Origin of the sequence: Azospirillum agricola (genome assembly GCF_020005195.1) — a bacterium.
Taxonomy (GTDB): domain Bacteria; phylum Pseudomonadota; class Alphaproteobacteria; order Azospirillales; family Azospirillaceae; genus Azospirillum; species Azospirillum agricola.
Map to the genome: position 1 here is coordinate 2,176,157 of NZ_JAIFZR010000005.1, position 16,188 is coordinate 2,192,344.

The following is a 16,188-nucleotide window of genomic DNA, read 5'->3' on the forward strand; positions in this document are numbered from 1 at the left end:
GGCCATGGTGCTTCCGGCAAGTCATTACGAACGGATGCCGTGATCCTGGGTTGTCTGTGAGGACCCTGTTGCCATGCCCGCTTCGGAACGCCAGCATGTTTTTCTCGAATTCGCTGCAATGGTGCGGCGTGGCGAACGCGTCCAGGCGCCATGACGGACGGCGGCGCCCTGGCTGGGGAGACGGCGGCCGGCGGAACCTCTCCCGGCGTTCTGGAAACGCTGGCCCGGCGCCTGCTGGCCGACGTGCGGCGCAAGGCGGGCATCCGCCATGACCGGCCGCTGGAGCGCAAGCTGGCCCGCATCCTGTCGGCGATGCCGCTGCCCGCGCTTGAGCGTTGGGTCGGACAGATCGAGGCGGCGCCGCCGGACAGCGCCGACTGGCTCAGCCTGATCGAGAATCTGACGATCCATGAAACCTATTTCTTCCGAGACAAGCCGCACCACGAGCATCTGCGCCGCCATGTCCTGCCGGCCCTGATCGCCGCGCGGCGGCCGTTGCGGACGCTGCGCCTGTGGAGCGCCGGCTGCGCCACCGGGGAGGAGGCCTACAGCCTCGCGATCGTCGCGCTGGAGGCCCTGGCCGACGCCGGCGAGGCGCGGCGCTCCGGGGACGGCGTGGCCACCGGCTGGAACCTCGACGTGCTGGGCACCGACCTCAGCCGGATCGCGGTGCGGCAGGCCCGCAACGCCTGCTACGGCGGGGAGGGGCTGAGCCCGTTCCGCGACCTGCCCGAGGAGTACGCCGGCTGGTTCGTGCCGCTGGGCGGCGAAGCACCGCTCCACCGCCGGGTGCGGGCGGATGCCCGCGCGGCCGTCCGCTTCGACCGGCACAACCTGATGGATCCGGTGCCGCCCGGATGCGGTTTCGATCTCGTGTCCTGCCGCAACGTCATGATCTATTTCGACGAGAACGGCCGGACCCGGGCCCTGCGGCAATTGACCGGCGCGGTGGCGGCGGACGGCTGGCTGGTGCTGGGCACCACCGACCGGCTTCCCGACGACGCGCCTTTCGACCGGCACCGCGGCGACCGTGCCCTGGCCTTCCGGCGCCATGGCGGGGGGGCGGGGTGATGGGCGGCTTTCTCGGCTTCGACATCGCCGGACTCGCCTTCGCCGTGGAGAGCGACCGCGTGGAGGAGGTCGCCGAGGCGGTCCGCACCACCCGGCTGCCGTTCGCGCCGCCGCATGTCGAGGGGCTGGCCAACGTCGCCGGGCGCATCCTGCCGGTGATCGACCTCACCGGCCGGATGCGCCCGGCGACGGGGACGGCGCGGAGCGATGGGAGCGAGGGTGGGGTGCTGGTCGTGCTGCGGACGGGCAGGGGGCTGCTGGCTTTGCGCGTGGGGCGCGTCGGTGGGAACCTGCCGGAGGAACGGGTGACGCGAACCGCTCCGGCGCCGGAGGATGCCGGCTTGCCGGTCGCGGCGCGGCTGGTCCAGGACGACCGTTCTCTGCGGCTTCTGGATCCCGACCGGCTGGAGATGGGCCGGCTGGAGATGGGCCGGCTGGAGCTGGGCCGGGACGTGGCCCTTGCGGGGCCGGCTGAGCGGCAGGGATTGGCCGGGGCCGCCGCCGCTCCACCCGCGAGCGCGAGAGGGCGCGCCACCGTCCGGCTGCTGATCGTCGAGGCGGGAGGACGCGCCCACGCGCTCGCCATGGACGAAATCCTGCTGGTCTCCCCGATCGGGGAACCGCGCCCGCTGCCCGACGCCCCGGCGCTGGTCTGCGGCATGGTGCTGGTGCAGCACCGGCCGCTGTTGCTGACCGATCCACTTGGCGCGGCGCCCGGCGCCGGGGGCTACGCGGTGGTTCACGCGACCCGTTGCGGGCCGGTCGGGGTGCGGGTCGACGCGGTGCGCGGCATGGTGCGCCTTCCCTTGGAGCATGGGGAGGAAGGCGGCGCCGACGTGGCGAACAGGAGCGTGGAGCAGGACGGCGTGCGGCTGGAGGTGAGGACCGCCTCGCGCATGCTGGGCGAGCATCTGGACGGGATCGGCCGCCTGGTTCCGCAGGGCGGCGATCCGGCCGGCCACCGCCTGCCGCGGCGCTTTCATCGCCGCTTCCTGACCGTCCTGGTCGACGAGCGTGTCTACGCGTTGGAGTTCGAGAGGGTCCGCCGGGTCGTCGGGGCGTCCGGCCGCCTGCGTCTGCCCCGGGGACGGGGCGGGGAAACCGGCGGCTTCGATGGGCTGACCGAGGTGGACGGCGCCATCCTGCCGGTTGTCGACCTGCGCCTTCTGCTGGCGCGTCGTCCGGTCGTAAACCCGCCCGCGGGTTCCGGCGTCGCCGTTCTCCTGGAGATCGGCGGCGGCATGGTCGCGCTGATCGCCGATGCGATCCAGCGCATCCGCAGGGTCGCCGGCGATGAGGTCGATCCCGTGGCGGACCATATGACCGCCGCCGTCATCCGGCTGGACGGCGCGCTTGTCCCGGTGCTCCGCCCGGAGGGGCTGGTCGCCGGTTCGGCCGGACCGTTCCGCATGACGGAGGACCGCTGATGATGGACGGTCCGCGCATCCGCCTGCTGGTGGTGGACGACAGCAACTTCGTCCGTGCCGCCCTGCGCAAGATGCTGGAGCCGGCCTCCGACATCGAGATCGTCGGCGAGGCGCGCGACGGCGCCGAGGCGCTGCGCCTGTCGCGCCGTCTGAAACCGCACGTCGTCGCCATGGACCTGAACATGCCGGTGATGGACGGCATCGAGGCGGTCCGGGCCATCGCGCGGGAGAAGGGGCCGCCCTGCATCATGGTGTCCAACGAGACGTCCGAGGGAGCCGGGGCGACCATCCGCGCGCTCGAGGCGGGGGCGGTCGATTTCGTCTGCAAGAACAGCTCCTTCATCAGCTTCGACATGGCCTCCATCGAACGGCAGTTGACCGAGAAGGTGCGCCATTGGGGGCGCTGGCGCATGGCGGCGCCGGGGGAGGGCGTCGTGACGTCCCCTCCGCCTTCCCCTCTCCCGCCCGTCTCCATGGATCACCCTGTGGATCATCCGGCTTCCCGGCACGGCTTCCACCATCGTCCGGATCTGGTGGTGATCGGCGTCTCCACCGGCGGTCCGGTGACGCTGGTGGAACTGCTGGGGGCGCTCGGCCCGCTGCCCTGTCCGCTGGTGGTGGCGCAGCACATGCCGGCGAGCTTCACCGCCGGCTTCGCCGCCTCGCTGGCGCGCACCCTGAAGCGCCCGGTCGCGGAGGGCGGCGATGGCATGGCGCTGGTGCCGGGCAGGATCGTCATCCTGCGCGGCGGCGCCGACTGGGTGGTGCGGCGGTTGGTCGATGGGCGCTTTGTCCTGCTCGCGGCGCCGGGCGGCGGCGCCATCCACCACCCCTCGGCCGACCGGCTGTTCCGCTCCGCCGGGCAGGAGGCCGTGTTTCCGGTCGCCGTCATCCTGACCGGCATGGGCGACGATGGCACCGCCGGCGCCGGCGAACTCGCCGCCCGCCGTTTCCCGGTGCTGGTGCAGGATCCGGACTCCTGCGCCGTGGGCGGCATGCCCGGAGCCGCGATCCGGGCCGGGGTGGCGACGGAGGTCCTGTCCGTCGCCGCCATCGCCCGCAGGCTCGACACCCTGTTCACCCCCACGCAAGCATAGGAATCCTGGTCCATGGCGAAGCCGACGATTCTGCTGGTCGACGATTCGGTGCTGATGCGCACCATCATCGGCGACATCGTGCGCTCCGACGAGGAGCTGTCCCTCGTCGGAGCGGCGGAGAACGGCAAGGTGGCGCTGGAGATGGTCAAGTCGCTGAAGCCCGACATCGTGCTGCTCGACATCGAGATGCCGGAGATGTCAGGGCTGGAGGTGATGGAGCATCTGTCGCTGACGTCGCGCGCCAAGGTCGTCATCATCTCCTCGGTGGCCCAGGTCGGCTCGCCGGAGGCGGGCGAGGCCCGCGCGCTGGGCGCGGTCGAGATCATCGCCAAGCCGTCCGGCACGATGAGCCTCGATCTGGCCCACAAGAAGGGGCACGACATCGTGGTGGCGATCCGCCGCGCCGCCGGCCTGCCCCTGCCGGCCCGGCCCTAGCGCCGCTCCCGCCATGGGCGAAGCATGAGCGAACTGATCGAAACCCTGTGGCGGCAGTTCGGCGTCGAGGCCGGCGAACATCTTGACGCCATCGAAGCGCTGTTGGCCGCACCGCCCGGCGGGACGGATGGGCCGCAGGGCATCGCCGCGCTGTTCCGCGCCTTCCATTCGCTGAAGGGCGCGGCGCGGGCCATGGATCTGTTCGCGATGGAGGCGGTCGCCCACCGCGCCGAAACCATACTGGGCCGGATCCGCGCCGGATCGTTGGAGCTGACGGGCGCCACCGCCGATCCATTGCTGGAGGCGCTGGACGCGCTGCGCGGGCTGGTCGAGCAGGCGGCCCGCGACCGCCGCGACGGCGTGGCGCCCGACGGGCTGCTGGCGAAACTCGACGCGCTGGGCGGGGGGAAGGGGACCGGCAAGGCCACGGCCGACCCGCCGAAGCCGCCGAACCGGCTGCATGGGAACGACAAGCTTCTCGGCCTGTTCGTCGGGCTGCTGCATGACGGGATGGCGACGCTGACCCGCGGACTCGACCCGGCGGCGCTGGACGGGGAGGAGCTTCGTGCGGTCGACGACACGGCGGAGCGGCTGGAGATCGCCTGCGAGCGGCTGGATTTCCTGCCTTTCGCCGACACGATTCGTGGTTTCCGCGCAGCGCTGGCCGACCGGGACTCCGACGCGGCCCTGCGCGCGCTTCAGGCGGTGGCGGTGGCAAGCGCCCGCGTCGGCCGCCTGTCGGGGCGGGACGCCGGGGCCGCGATCCTCGTCACCCTGCTCGCCGATCACAACGCCCAGACACTGGAAAGCAGCGCCGCCCGCGCGCTTGAGTTGATGGCCGACCCCCGCCTGGCGGAACCGGCGGTGGGCGTGGCGACGGGCGCGGAACTGGCCGGCGCGCTCGACCGTGTCGCCGCGACGCTGGACATCGTCACGCTGCCACGCGCGGCGGCGCTGGTCCGCGTTCTGGCCGACGTGACGCGGCACGCGGCTCCGTTCGGGCAGGCCGGCTGGCCGGACCTGCTGGCCGATTCCCGCATGGTGGTGGAGCGGCTGGCCGCGCTGGCGATGCTCGACCCGCCGGAGGATCTCGACGATGGCACGGCGGCGGAACTGGAGCGGCGACTGCGCGCCTACGTCGACGGGGCGTCCGCCGACGCGCGGTCCGGCGATGCCGGCGCCGGCCGGCCCTTCACCGCCGCCGAGTTGACGGATCTCGGCCTCGATGCCGGCCTGCTGCGCTTCCTGTCGCCGGACAGCGCCGCCGACCTGCGCGCGGCGGTCGCCGATCCGGCCATCGGGCTCTGCGAAGTCACCGCCTTCCTGGAAACCTCCGCCGAGGTGGCGTCGGGATTCGTCGCCTGGCTGGGCTCGCGGGTGCAGGCCATCACCAACTGGCCCGAGTTCATCGACGGCAAGACCTGGCTGAAGCTGCTGGTCGCCTCGCCGCTTGGTCTGGACGAGCTGCGCGGCGGCCTGTCCGCCATCGACCCCGGCGGGGAACTCCTGCGGATCCGCCGCTGTGTTCCCGGCGGGGCCGTGACGGACGATCCATCCGCGGCGATGCGGGAGCCGGATACGGCTCTCCCTTCGCCGGTCCCGCCGCAGCGGAGGCCGGCGGACCCCTCCGCGCCGCCGGCCGCTGTTGCGCCGGCCCAGCGGGCCCGGCAGCCGGCCGTGTCCGCCGGTGTGCTGCGGGTGCCGGGCGAAGTGGTGGACCGTTTCATGGCGCGCATCGACGGGATGGTTCTGCTCTCCGGCGACCTCAACGCCGCCGCCAGGGATACTGGGCTGGAGCAGGCGCTCGCCGTCCTCGCCGACCGGCTGGGGGCCGGTGATCCCGGCCTGCGCGCGGTGCAGGAGGCGATGGAGCGGCATCGGCGCGATCTGCTCGACCTCGACGCCCGGCTCAGCCGCTCGGTGGACCGGCTGCGGGAGACGGCGCTCGACCTGCGCGTGGTGCCGGTGGAAACGTTGTTCACCCCGTTTCCCCGCATGGTCCGCGAACTGGCGCGCGCCCAGGGCAAGTCGGTGCGCTTCGCGACGGACGGCGGCGATGTCCGCATCGACAAGAGCATGGTCGAGACGCTGCGCGACCCGCTGATGCACATGGTCCGCAACGCCATCGACCATGGCGTCGAACTCCCGGCCGAGCGCGAGGCTGCCGGCAAGCCGCCGCAGGCGACGCTCAGCCTGCGCGCGGTCCAGCGCAACAGCCGGGTGGTGGTGGAGATCGCCGACGACGGGCGCGGCATCGCGACCGGCGCCGTGCGTGCCAAGGCCGTCCGCAACGGTCTGGTCGGCGAGGAGGAGAGCCGCGCATTGCCGCCCGAGGCCATCCACGATTTCATTTTCGCCCCCGGCTTCTCGACCGCCGAGGCGGTGACCGAAACGTCGGGGCGCGGCGTCGGCATGGACGTGGTGCGCACCGCCATCGCCCGGCTTGGCGGCAGCGTCGCCATTCGCACGGCCGAGGGGGAGGGGACCGCCTTCGCCATCGACCTGCCGCTGTCCGCCGCCATCCTACGCGCCCTGCTGGTCGAGGTTGGCGATCAGGTTCTGGCGATCCCCGACCGCTTCGTCGAGGAGGTCTGCGGCCTCGCCGGCGCCGCCTTCGATCGGGAGATCAACGGCTGGGCCGTCCGTCACCGCGACCGGGCGCTGCCGGTGGTGCGGCTGGCCGACACGCTGGGCCTTCCCACGGGCGGCGCCTGGCCCCCGGACGCGGCCAAGGGCGGCGAGGGGCAGGGAATGGTCGTGGTCCTGCGCCACGGCGACCGCCGCATCGGCCTGGCGGTCGACACGCCGCTGCGGCGCGGCGACCTGTTCGTCCGCGAAAGCCACCCCAGGCTGGCCGAGGTGCCGGGGGTGGGGGGCGTCTCCCTGCTGAACGACGGGCGGATCGTCATCATCCTGGATGGTGACGCGCTGTACCGGCTCGCCACCGCCGCGCAGGCCCGCCGGGCGGAGAGCGTGGCCGGCGGTTCATGAAAACAAATTCATGGTGCGGACAGGCGCGGGACACATCGCGGTTGCTAGTGTTTGTCTCGTGACGGGAACGGTTCTCCCCCCAAGCGCCGGGCCCGTCGTTGAAGCGTTCAGTCTTCTGTTGTCTCTTCCGGTGGTTCCCTGCCACCGACCGCTGCCGTCCGGTTTCTCCCGCAAGCCCCCCGGACGGCCTCCTTCGGCGGAGCGCGCCCTGGCCTTCCCCACGGCCATCGTTGCCCCCCACATGGCCGCCGGTCACGGCGCGCTCCGCCACCTTCCTTCCTCCTTTGTTCTTCTTTGCCCGATGCGTCGCGCGGTCTTGACGAGCGCCTCGCCAACCGGCTTTCTGGGCGCGAGCGTCCCCGCCACTGCCCGTGAATCCCGCCCGTGCGTCCAGCCATCCTCTTCCCGCTGTTCAAGCCGGTGACGGCTCTTCCCGGTCTCGGGCCCCGCCTGGGCAAGCTGGTGGAGAAGCTGGCCGGCGCCCATGTCGTCGATCTGCTGTGGCATCTGCCCTGCGGCGTCATCGACCGCCGCTTTTCGCCCAAGATCGCCCAGGCGCCGCACGGTCGCATCGCCACGCTGACCGTGCGGATCGATTCCCATGTCGCGCCGGTGAACCCGCGCCATCCCTACCGGATCCGCTGCACCGACGACACCGGGGTGCTGGAGCTGATCTATTTCCATGTGAAGGGCGACTGGCTGGCCAAGCAGATCCCGGCGGGCTCCACCATGGTGGTGTCGGGCAAGGTCGAATGGTTCAACGACACGCCGCAGATCACCCACCCCGACGCGGTCGTGTCCCTCGACTCGAAGGACGACATCGAGGCGGTCGAGCCGGTCTACCCGATGACCGCCGGGCTGCCGGCCAAGACCCTGCGCAAGGCGGTGCGCGCCGCCTTCAACGACATCCCCGATCTCGCCGAATGGCAGGACCCGGCATGGCTGTCGCGCCGCCAGTGGCCGGCCTGGGCCGACGCGCTGAAGCGCGCCCACACGCCCGACGACGAGGCCGACCTCGTGCCGACCTCGCCGGTGCGCAGCCGGCTCGCCTACGACGAGCTGCTGGCCAACCAACTGGCGTTGATGCTGGTGCGGGCCAGCCAGCGCCGGCTCGCCGGGCGGGCGACCGAAGGCGACGGGCGGCTGCGCGCGGCGGCGCTGGCCGCCTTGCCCTTCGCGCTGACCGGCTCGCAGAGCGGCTCGCTCGCCGAGATTTTCACCGACATGGCGGCGGAGCGCCGCATGCTGCGGCTGTTGCAGGGCGACGTCGGCAGCGGCAAGACCGTGGTCGCCCTGATGGCGATGCTGAACGCGGTGGAAACCGGCGCCCAGGCCGCCCTGATGGCGCCGACCGAAATCCTCGCCCGCCAGCACGCCGAGAGCCTCGCCCCGCTGTGCCGGGCGGCCGGCGTCGAGATCGGCCTGCTGACCGGCCGGGACAAGGGCAAGGCGCGGCAGGCGGTGCTCGACCGGCTGGCCTCGGGGGAGCTGCCGCTGCTGGTCGGCACCCACGCGCTGTTCCAGGAGGACGTCGCCTTCAAGGATCTGGCGCTGGCGGTGATCGACGAGCAGCACCGTTTCGGCGTCCACCAGCGTTTGCAGCTCTCGGCCAAGGGGCGGGCGGTGGATGTGCTGGTGATGACGGCGACGCCGATCCCGCGCACCCTGACCCTGACCGCCTATGGCGACATGGACGTCTCGCGCCTGACCGAGAAGCCGGCCGGCCGCAAGCCGGTGCAGACGGTGACCATCGCGTTGGAGCGGCTGGAGGAGGTCGTCCACGGCATCCACCGCAAGGTGGCCGAGGGCGCGCGCGTCTATTGGGTCTGCCCGCTGGTCGACGAATCGGAGCAGAGCGACCTCGCCGCCGCGACCGAGCGCCACGCCTTCCTGCGCGCCACCTTCGGCGACCGCGTCGGGCTGGTGCACGGCAAGATGCGCGGACCCGACAAGGACGCGGTGATGGCCGCCTTCGCCGAGGGGAGCCTGGATGTGCTGGTCGCCACCACGGTGATCGAGGTCGGCGTCAACGTGCCCGAGGCGACGGTGATGGTGATCGAGCACGCCGAACGCTTTGGCCTCGCCCAGCTTCACCAGTTGCGCGGCCGGGTCGGGCGCGGCGAGAAGCCGTCGAGCTGCCTGCTGCTGTTCGACGGCAACCTGACCGAGACGGCGCGCGCCCGGCTGAAGACCCTGCGCGACACCGAGGACGGCTTCGTCATCGCCGAGGAGGATCTGCGGCTGCGCGGCGCCGGCGAGGTGCTGGGCACCCGGCAATCCGGCCTGCCGGGCTTCCGGCTGGCCGATCTGGCGGTGCATGGCGAGCTGCTGGCGGTGGCGCGCGACGACGCCCGGCTGGTGGTGGACCGTGATCCGGAACTGGCGACGCCGCGCGGGCAGGCGCTGCGGACGCTGCTCTACCTGTTCGAGCGCGACGCGGCGGCCAAGACGCTGCGCTCGGGCTGACCGCCGCCGGCCAGAGGGGGAAGGCCGGTGGCAACGGTCTGCCGGTCCGGCGGGACGACGATGCCGCCGGACATCACCAGCTTCAGCCCATCCTCGACCGGCATGTTCAGCACCGTCACCTCATGGCGCGGCACCATCACCAGATAGCCGGCGGTCGGCGGCGCGCAGGGGATGAAGACGTTGACCATCTCCTCCTCGCTGACCCGCTGGACGTCGGGATGGGCGCTGCCGGTGATGAAGCCAAGCGACCAGACGCCGACGCGCGGGTACTGGAGCACGACCACCTCGCGGAAGGCGTTGGATTTCTTCGCGAGCACCGTCTCGAAGATCTGCTTCACGGCGCCATAGACGGAGCGGACGACCGGCATGCGCTCCACCAGCCCCTCGCCCAGCCCCAGCACCAGCCGGCCGACATAGCCGGCGGTGAAGGTGCCGATCAGGGTGACGACGATGATGACGGTGAGGACGCCGATGCCCGGAATCGAGAAGGGCAGGTAGTTTTCCGGGTTGTAGGCCGCCGGGATCAGCGGCCGGATGTGCCCGTCGATGAAGGACACGAACCACCACGCGATGTAGATCGTGATGGCGATGGGGGCGGTGACCAGAACGCCGGCCAGGAAATAGGCGCGCAGCCGGCCGACGAACCCGATCCCTTCGCGGCGCGGGCGCGGCGGCTCCGCAGGTTGCCCGTTCTTCTCCGTCGCGTCCCTGTCCACGCTCGCCCACCCGTCGAAAGCCGTTTCCGGCCATAGTGATGCAAGCGGGGACGCGGCTCAACCACCGCAATGCGGGAAAACGGCGTTCAGCCCCATCCCTCAGCCCAGGGCGATGCAGAACAGGGCGACCGCGCCAGCGATGGCGGCACCGTCGACATGGTTGGGGAAGGCCTGCCAGAACTCGTCCTTGGACAGCGGTTCCGGCGCGTCGAACTCGTCCAGCCACAGGCCGGCGGCCATGCCGCCGCCGATCCGCTCGGCGATGGCGCCCGACAGGTGGGCGGTGGCGACCGCCAGATAGCAGAATTTGGCGAACTCCAGCACGAAGGCCAGAGCGCCGCCGGCTTCGCCGATCGGGTCGGTGACGCTGCCGGTGGCGGCGACGGCCGCCGCCATGGCGATGGCCGCCGCCAAGGGGATCGCGACGACCGAGAGCAGCCGCTGGGAATCGACGCGGCGGGCGTTGGGGATGGTCAGCGAGGGCATGGCGGTCGGGCTCCGGTCGGGAGGGAAGGGGCGGCGCGGTCCCCTCTTTCTCGGCCGTTAGGGTTAACGTACGGTTGACGCACCCTTTTGGTCACAGTCCCTCCCACTTTTGCGCGGAGCCGGCTATTCTTCCGGGGGCATGCCTCCCGCATGTTCCCCCGTTTCGGATCGAAGGTCAGCCTCACCCCGTGTCAAAGCCAGCCGATCCGCCGCTCGGAAGCCTCGACCGCATCGAACTGCTGCGCCCCTTGTCGGCGGAACAGCGGACGGCGGTGGCGCGCCAATGCCGCTGGCGCCGCTTCGAACCGGACGAGCAGCTGATCGGCCATTGGGCGGAAACCAGCGACGTCGCTTTCGTCGTCGAGGGGCGGGTGCGGGTGCTCAGCCATTCGGCGAGCGGGCGCGAGATCAGTTTCCACGACATCGACGCCGGGCAATTCGTCGGCGAGATGTCGGCGCTCGACGGGCGCCCGCGCTCGGCCTCCGTCGTCGCGCTGGCGGAGGGGGCTCTGGTCGCCTTCCTGGCGCCGCGGCCGTTCCAGGAACTGGTCGCCGGCCATCCCGACCTCGCCCTGGCGATGATGGGGCGGCTCTGCGACAAGCTGCGGACGGCGACCGACCGGATCATGGAGCTGTCGACCCTGGGGGCCAACAACCGGGTTCATGCCGAGCTGCTGCGCCTTGCCAAGCGCGGCCGGGCCGATGGAGCGGCCGCGGTGGTCACCCCGATCCCGATCCATTCCGACATCGCCGCCCGTGTCAGCACGACGCGCGAGACGGTCGCCCGTGTGCTCAGCGATCTGGCCCGCGACGGCCTGGTCGAGCGGCGGCCGGATGCGCTGGTGATCCGCGACGTCGGGCGGTTGGAGGATCTGGTCGAGGACGTGCGCGGCGGTGCCTGACGCCGGCTCTGGCTTGACCTTGGCGGTTTGGCCTCGGTGGAAACGCGCAAAGCGCGTGCGCGGGACGCCGTTCCGTCTTGGACGGCGATCCCAGGCAACGCGTGGACACTCGATCGGCAATGGATCGCCGGGTGGGGCCGGCTCGGACGGTCAGCGGGACATCATCCGCAGAGCGATGGACATCGGAGTCGCCTCGAACCAGGCCTTCAGGAAGCGGCCGACCGGGGGCAGCAGAATGGCGGCCGGTGTCGCCTCGTACCAGGCGGCGATGAAGCCGGCGGCCGGGCCGTGGGACGGCGTGGACGCATGGTCGTGACCGGCTTGCGGGAAGGTGACGATGCTCATGATGGCCTCCAGGGCGGAAGATGAAGGGAGACGGGGCGGGATCAGTGGAACAGCGCGCGCAGGGCGATGCCGGCCGGGGTGGCATGGACCCAATCCGTCAGGAACCGTGCGACCGGGCGTAGGATGAGAAAGGCCGGGGTGGCCTGGAACCAGGCGACCGGGAATTCGGCGACGCTGTGAAGGGAGTGAGACGAGGACTGGTCGGCGCTGCCGTGCGGGAAGGTCGTCGAGATCATGATCGCTCTCCATCAAGCTGATGGGGAAACTATAATCTGGTACACCAGATGCCAAATACGCAGACTGTGCATTGCTGGCCGCCATAAAAATTACGGCTGGGCAGAGATTTTCTTTGCCGGATATTCATCGTCGAAGATGATTTGTTACACTGATGATGCGCGGGGTTGGCGATATGTGGAAAAGACTTCGCCGCCTGTTGCGCCGCCTGTTGCGCCGCCGGGCGCCCGTACGGCTTTGGCCGTGCTATGGCGAAAGGCTCCGCTTGACGCGGACGGCAGCGGGACCGACCTCTCGATCAATGGTTCACTACATCGGCCCCGATCCCCTTCGCACGTTGTATGAGGCGGTGCAGACGCTGCGGCAGGATCCGTCGCCGGACGGCTCCCGCACGGCCAAGCTGCTGGCCCAGGGGCGTGCCCGCATGGCCCGCAAGGTGGGGGAGGAGGCGATCGAGGTGGCGATCGAGGCCATGCGCGGCGACCGGAACGCCACCCTCATGGAGTCGGCCGACCTGCTCTACAATCTGGTGGTCCTGCTGTCCGACCTCGGCATTTCGCCCGACGAGGTGATGGCCGAGCTGCGCCGCCGTGAGCTGGCCTTCGGCATCGCCGAGAAGCTGCCGAAAGCCGACGATCCCCCGGCCCCGGCCCCGACCTCCGTCCAGCAGAAGCGCCGCAAGGGGACGAAGGGCTGAACGCCGCCGCGGTCCGTGCCGTTCAACCCGGCTCCCGCCCGGCGAACCGTCCGTCCCTGCGGGTGAAGAGGGCGGCGGTGTCCTTGTCGTCCAGCGACGTCCGCTTGCGGAACAGATGGCAGGCCGCCGCGCTGCCGACCTCGAATCCCTGGGTACGGGGAAAACGTTGGGCGGCGCGCTCCATCGCCTCGCGCGGGTTGGAGGCGACCAGCAGATAGGTGCGCGGCGCCGGCCATGCGGCGGCCAGCCGGGGATCGTTCGGCGCGTCGCCCGCCCGGCGGATCTCCAGCGACCAGATGGTGCCGGGACGGGCGTCGAGCCGGTCGAAGATGTGGTAGCGCTCGGCCGGGGCGGCGCGCGCCCGCTCGTAGCGCTCCGTCAGATGCTCGACCGCCAGACGGGCCTCGTGGATCTGGTCGTCCAGTCCGGCGGTGCGCTGCCGGGCCTGCTCCAGGATGCGGCTGTTGTCGAGGATGCCCTGATCCAACTGCCGCAGCCGGTCCTCGTCGCTCCTCAGCGCCTTGCGCGCGGCGGCCATGCGGCGCTGGCCGATCCGGTTGGCGATGACGCTCGCCGCCATCAGCAGGACGGCGCCGTAGAGGAACAGGGCGGTCATGCCGCCCGCGGCCTCGGCGCGGCGGCGGCCATGCGCAGGGCCGGTCGCGCCGGATCCTCCCTCTTCTCATCCGTCCCGCCGGTTTGGCGCGGAGGAACGGCGGCCCGCTGCATCCGCGCGGCGGTGATGCCGGACCGGGCGCTGAAGGCACGCTGCACGGCGGCCATCGCCGCTTCCGGCGTCTCTGCCCAGACATGGACGATGTTGCTGCGCTCCCAGATTTCGCGGGCGAAGACGACGCGGCGCGGCGTGTCGCGGCCGGCGCTCGATTCGCCGCCTTCGCTGTTCGCGCGCAGATTACCCTGGAACAGGACGGCGCCCGGCGCCGGCTCGCCAACCTCGTGCACCATCTCGATCTTGGACAGCGTCAGCGCGGTGGTCGCCGCCTGGATGCGCGACCGCTCCGACAGCAGGCCGTCGAGCGTCGTCCGCCGGGCGAGCGCCTCCGCCTCGGCGCCGTCGAGGCGCTTCCCGAGATCGAGCGCCTCGTGTTCCCGTGCCTGGATGCGGCGGCCGACCAGCGTCTTGCGGGCGGCGGAAGCGCTGAGCCGCGACGCCTCGAAGATCACCGAAAGCCCGAGGGCGGCCAATCCCAGCACAAGGACAGTGGCACCGAACACATCGACGGTTGCAGGCACGGCATCACCATCCGAAGACAAGAGGAAAGACAGACGATGTTCCCTGCGAGCCGGTCGCAGTCGTTGCGGGTTTCGTGACAGGGCGACTCTTGTGACACTATACGGAAGCGATTGCCATCGCGACATGGTCGGATGGCAAGGATTGCCGGCAACGGGAAACGACCTCCGGTGATTTGCAACAAATTGCAACGAAACCACCCCGCGTTGCGGTTCCGGCTTGGAACCGGCGGCGTCCGGTGGTTCCATCCCGCCGGATGCCCGCGCCGTCCGGGCGTGGGGTCGGGTCTTCAGGGGCGGAACATGGCTGGATTGGACGACGAACCGCTGTTCGGTCCGGAGGATGGCGCTCCGGCGACAGGCCGGCCGGACCGTCCGATGGGCGAGCCGTGGCCGATCCTGGTGGTGGACGACGACCCGCAGGTCCACGCGATGACGGCGGTTCTGCTGCGCGACTTCGATTTCGACGGGCGCCCGTTCGAACTGGTCGGCGCCTTGTCGGCGGCGGAGGCGCGGGCCGTGCTGGCCGAGCGGCCGGATATCCCGGTGGCGCTGCTCGACGTGGTGATGGAGACGGAGGATGCCGGCCTGCGGCTGGTCCGCCATATCCGCGACGAGCTTGGCAACCGGCGGATGCGCATCATCCTGCGCACCGGCCAGCCGGGGCAGGCGCCGGAGCGCGACGTGATCGTCGGCTACGACATCAACGACTACAAGGCCAAGAGCGAGCTGACCGCCCAGCGCCTGTTCACCACCCTGGTCAGCGCGCTGCGGGCCTGGCGCGACATCGTCACCATCGAGCGGAACCGGCAGGGGCTGGAGCGCATCCTCAGCGCCTCGGCCTCGCTGTTCGAGACGCGGTCGATGCGCGCCTTCGTCGAACGGCTGGTCGAGCAGCTCTCGCGCGTCGTCGACCCCGGCAGCGATCCGGCGGTGCTGGCCTGCCGGCGGATGGAGCGCGGCGATGGCCGCGACCAGACCGTCGTGGTGGCCGGGCTCGGCCGCCACGCCTGCGGGATCGGACTGCCGGTGGCCGAGGCGCTGCCGCAGCCGCTCGCCCTGGCGGTGGAGGAGGCCTTCCGGTCGCAGCGCAACCTGTACGACGACGGCTTCTGCATGCTGGTCTTCCGCACGCGCGAGCACGGAGTCACCGTGCTGACGCTGGAGCGGCCGGAGCCCTACACCGCCGACGAGCACCGGCTGCTGGAGCTGTTCTGCAACCGCGTCGCCATCGGCTTCGACAATGTTTGCCTGTACGAGGAGCTGGTTGCGCTGAACCGCTCGCTGGAGCAGCGGGTCGAGCAGCGGACGACCGAGCTGGCGGCCAACCAGCGGGCGCTGATCCTCGCCAAGGAGCGGGTGGAGCGGGCGCTGGAGCGCGAACTGGCCGCCCGCGACAACCAGCGCCAGTTCCTCGGCATGGTCAGCCATGAGTTCCGCACGCCGCTGGCGATCATCGACAGCGCGGCCCAGCTTCTGGCGATGCGCGCTGAGCGGGTGGAGCCGGACATGCTGGAGCGCCTGTCGGTCATCCGCGGCAGCGTCCAGCGGCTGACCGGCCTGATCGACTCCCACCTGACCGACGAACGCCTGCAAAGCAACGCCCTGGTGCCGGAACGCGGCCCGGTCGATCTGCCGGAACTGATCCGCAGCGTCGCCGACCCCTTCCGGGTCGCCTATCCGGTGCGCCGGTTCCTGCTGGATCTGGACCACGCCCCGCCCCGGGCGGAACTCGACGGCCATCTGATCGGGCTGGTGCTCGCCAACCTCCTCAACAACGCGGTGAAATACTCCGATCCCGACGGCCCGATCCTCCTGCGCTGCGAGGGGGAGGGCCCGACGGTGACGATCGAGGTCAGCGACCGTGGGCGGGGCATTCCGGACGCGGAGATTCCGCGCCTGTTCGACCGCTTCTTCCGCGGCTCGGGGGCGCATGGCGTGCCGGGCACCGGAATCGGGCTGCACACCGTCCAGCAGATCGTCCTGCTGCATGGCGGGGCGGTCACGGTGGACAGCGCGGTGGGGGAGGGGACGACCTTCCGCGTCATGCTGCCGGTGTGACGCCGGCGG

At 71.2% G+C, this 16,188-nt stretch carries 15 protein-coding genes; 9 read left to right on the forward strand and 6 right to left on the reverse strand.

The window, feature by feature from the left end:
* Positions 1–150: 150 nt before the first annotated feature.
* The 6 genes from JN22_RS25295 to recG all read left to right on the forward strand — a co-directional run bounded on the left by JN22_RS25295 (position 151) and on the right by recG (position 9,487).
* Positions 151–1,071: a CheR family methyltransferase gene (locus JN22_RS25295; protein WP_085556518.1), complete on the forward strand. Its 921-nt coding sequence runs from the start codon at positions 151–153 to the stop codon at positions 1,069–1,071.
* Positions 1,071–2,498 (forward strand): chemotaxis protein CheW, encoded by a 1,428-nt coding sequence (locus JN22_RS25300; RefSeq protein ID WP_085556519.1) that lies wholly within the window; start codon positions 1,071–1,073, stop codon positions 2,496–2,498. The genes JN22_RS25295 and JN22_RS25300 overlap by 1 nt, the downstream gene beginning before the upstream one ends.
* Entirely contained in the window at positions 2,498–3,595 is a 1,098-nt protein-coding gene (gene cheB / locus JN22_RS25305) for a chemotaxis-specific protein-glutamate methyltransferase CheB (protein WP_223677880.1), read from the forward strand. Before JN22_RS25300 ends, cheB begins: the two co-directional genes overlap by 1 nt.
* Before the next feature lie 12 nt (positions 3,596–3,607).
* A complete protein-coding gene (locus JN22_RS25310) occupies positions 3,608–4,030 on the forward strand; it encodes a response regulator (RefSeq protein WP_085556520.1) in 423 nt (140 codons plus the stop codon).
* Positions 4,031–4,054: 24 nt separating this feature from the next.
* Complete coding sequence (locus tag JN22_RS25315; protein WP_085556521.1) at positions 4,055–7,021, forward strand: ATP-binding protein; 2,967 nt, start codon at positions 4,055–4,057, stop codon at positions 7,019–7,021.
* Between the two features lie 384 nt (positions 7,022–7,405).
* Positions 7,406–9,487 (forward strand): ATP-dependent DNA helicase RecG, encoded by a 2,082-nt coding sequence (gene recG, locus JN22_RS25320; RefSeq protein WP_085556522.1) that lies wholly within the window; start codon positions 7,406–7,408, stop codon positions 9,485–9,487.
* On the opposite strand, the gene JN22_RS25325 is transcribed toward recG, so the two are convergent.
* Both JN22_RS25325 and JN22_RS25330 read right to left on the reverse strand, forming a co-directional pair.
* The gene (locus JN22_RS25325) at positions 9,439–10,203 is read right to left on the reverse strand and encodes a DUF502 domain-containing protein (RefSeq protein ID WP_085556523.1); all 765 of its coding nucleotides are present in this window, start codon (positions 10,201–10,203) and stop codon (positions 9,439–9,441) included. The genes recG and JN22_RS25325 overlap by 49 nt on opposite strands.
* Positions 10,204–10,302: 99 nt before the next feature.
* Positions 10,303–10,689, reverse strand: coding sequence for a hypothetical protein (locus tag JN22_RS25330; protein ID WP_085556524.1), 387 nt, complete (start codon positions 10,687–10,689; stop codon positions 10,303–10,305).
* A gap of 188 nt (positions 10,690–10,877) precedes the next feature.
* On the opposite strand from JN22_RS25330, the gene JN22_RS25335 reads away from it, so the two are divergent.
* Positions 10,878–11,591 carry a Crp/Fnr family transcriptional regulator gene (locus JN22_RS25335; RefSeq protein ID WP_143268413.1) on the forward strand — a complete coding sequence of 238 codons (714 nt, stop codon included), beginning with the start codon at positions 10,878–10,880 and terminating at the stop codon, positions 11,589–11,591.
* A gap of 150 nt (positions 11,592–11,741) precedes the next feature.
* On the opposite strand, the gene JN22_RS25340 is transcribed toward JN22_RS25335, so the two are convergent.
* Positions 11,742–11,936, reverse strand: coding sequence for a hypothetical protein (locus JN22_RS25340; RefSeq protein ID WP_085556525.1), 195 nt, complete (start codon positions 11,934–11,936; stop codon positions 11,742–11,744).
* Between the two features lie 41 nt (positions 11,937–11,977).
* A complete protein-coding gene (locus tag JN22_RS25345) occupies positions 11,978–12,172 on the reverse strand; it encodes a hypothetical protein (protein WP_085556526.1) in 195 nt (64 codons plus the stop codon).
* A gap of 299 nt (positions 12,173–12,471) precedes the next feature.
* Here JN22_RS25345 and hisE point away from each other — a divergent pair, with 299 nt between their 5' ends.
* Positions 12,472–12,867, forward strand: coding sequence for a phosphoribosyl-ATP diphosphatase (gene hisE / locus JN22_RS25350; RefSeq protein WP_085556527.1), 396 nt, complete (start codon positions 12,472–12,474; stop codon positions 12,865–12,867).
* A gap of 22 nt (positions 12,868–12,889) precedes the next feature.
* On the opposite strand, the gene JN22_RS25355 is transcribed toward hisE, so the two are convergent.
* Both JN22_RS25355 and JN22_RS25360 read right to left on the reverse strand, forming a co-directional pair.
* Complete coding sequence (locus JN22_RS25355; protein ID WP_085556528.1) at positions 12,890–13,483, reverse strand: hypothetical protein; 594 nt, start codon at positions 13,481–13,483, stop codon at positions 12,890–12,892.
* On the reverse strand, positions 13,480–14,121 hold the full coding sequence (locus JN22_RS25360; protein WP_143268415.1) for a hypothetical protein: 642 nt from the start codon (positions 14,119–14,121) through the stop codon (positions 13,480–13,482). The genes JN22_RS25355 and JN22_RS25360 overlap by 4 nt, the downstream gene beginning before the upstream one ends.
* A gap of 300 nt (positions 14,122–14,421) precedes the next feature.
* On the opposite strand from JN22_RS25360, the gene JN22_RS25365 reads away from it, so the two are divergent.
* Positions 14,422–16,179, forward strand: coding sequence for an ATP-binding response regulator (locus tag JN22_RS25365; protein ID WP_085556530.1), 1,758 nt, complete (start codon positions 14,422–14,424; stop codon positions 16,177–16,179).
* The last annotated feature ends 9 nt before the right edge of the window (positions 16,180–16,188 follow it).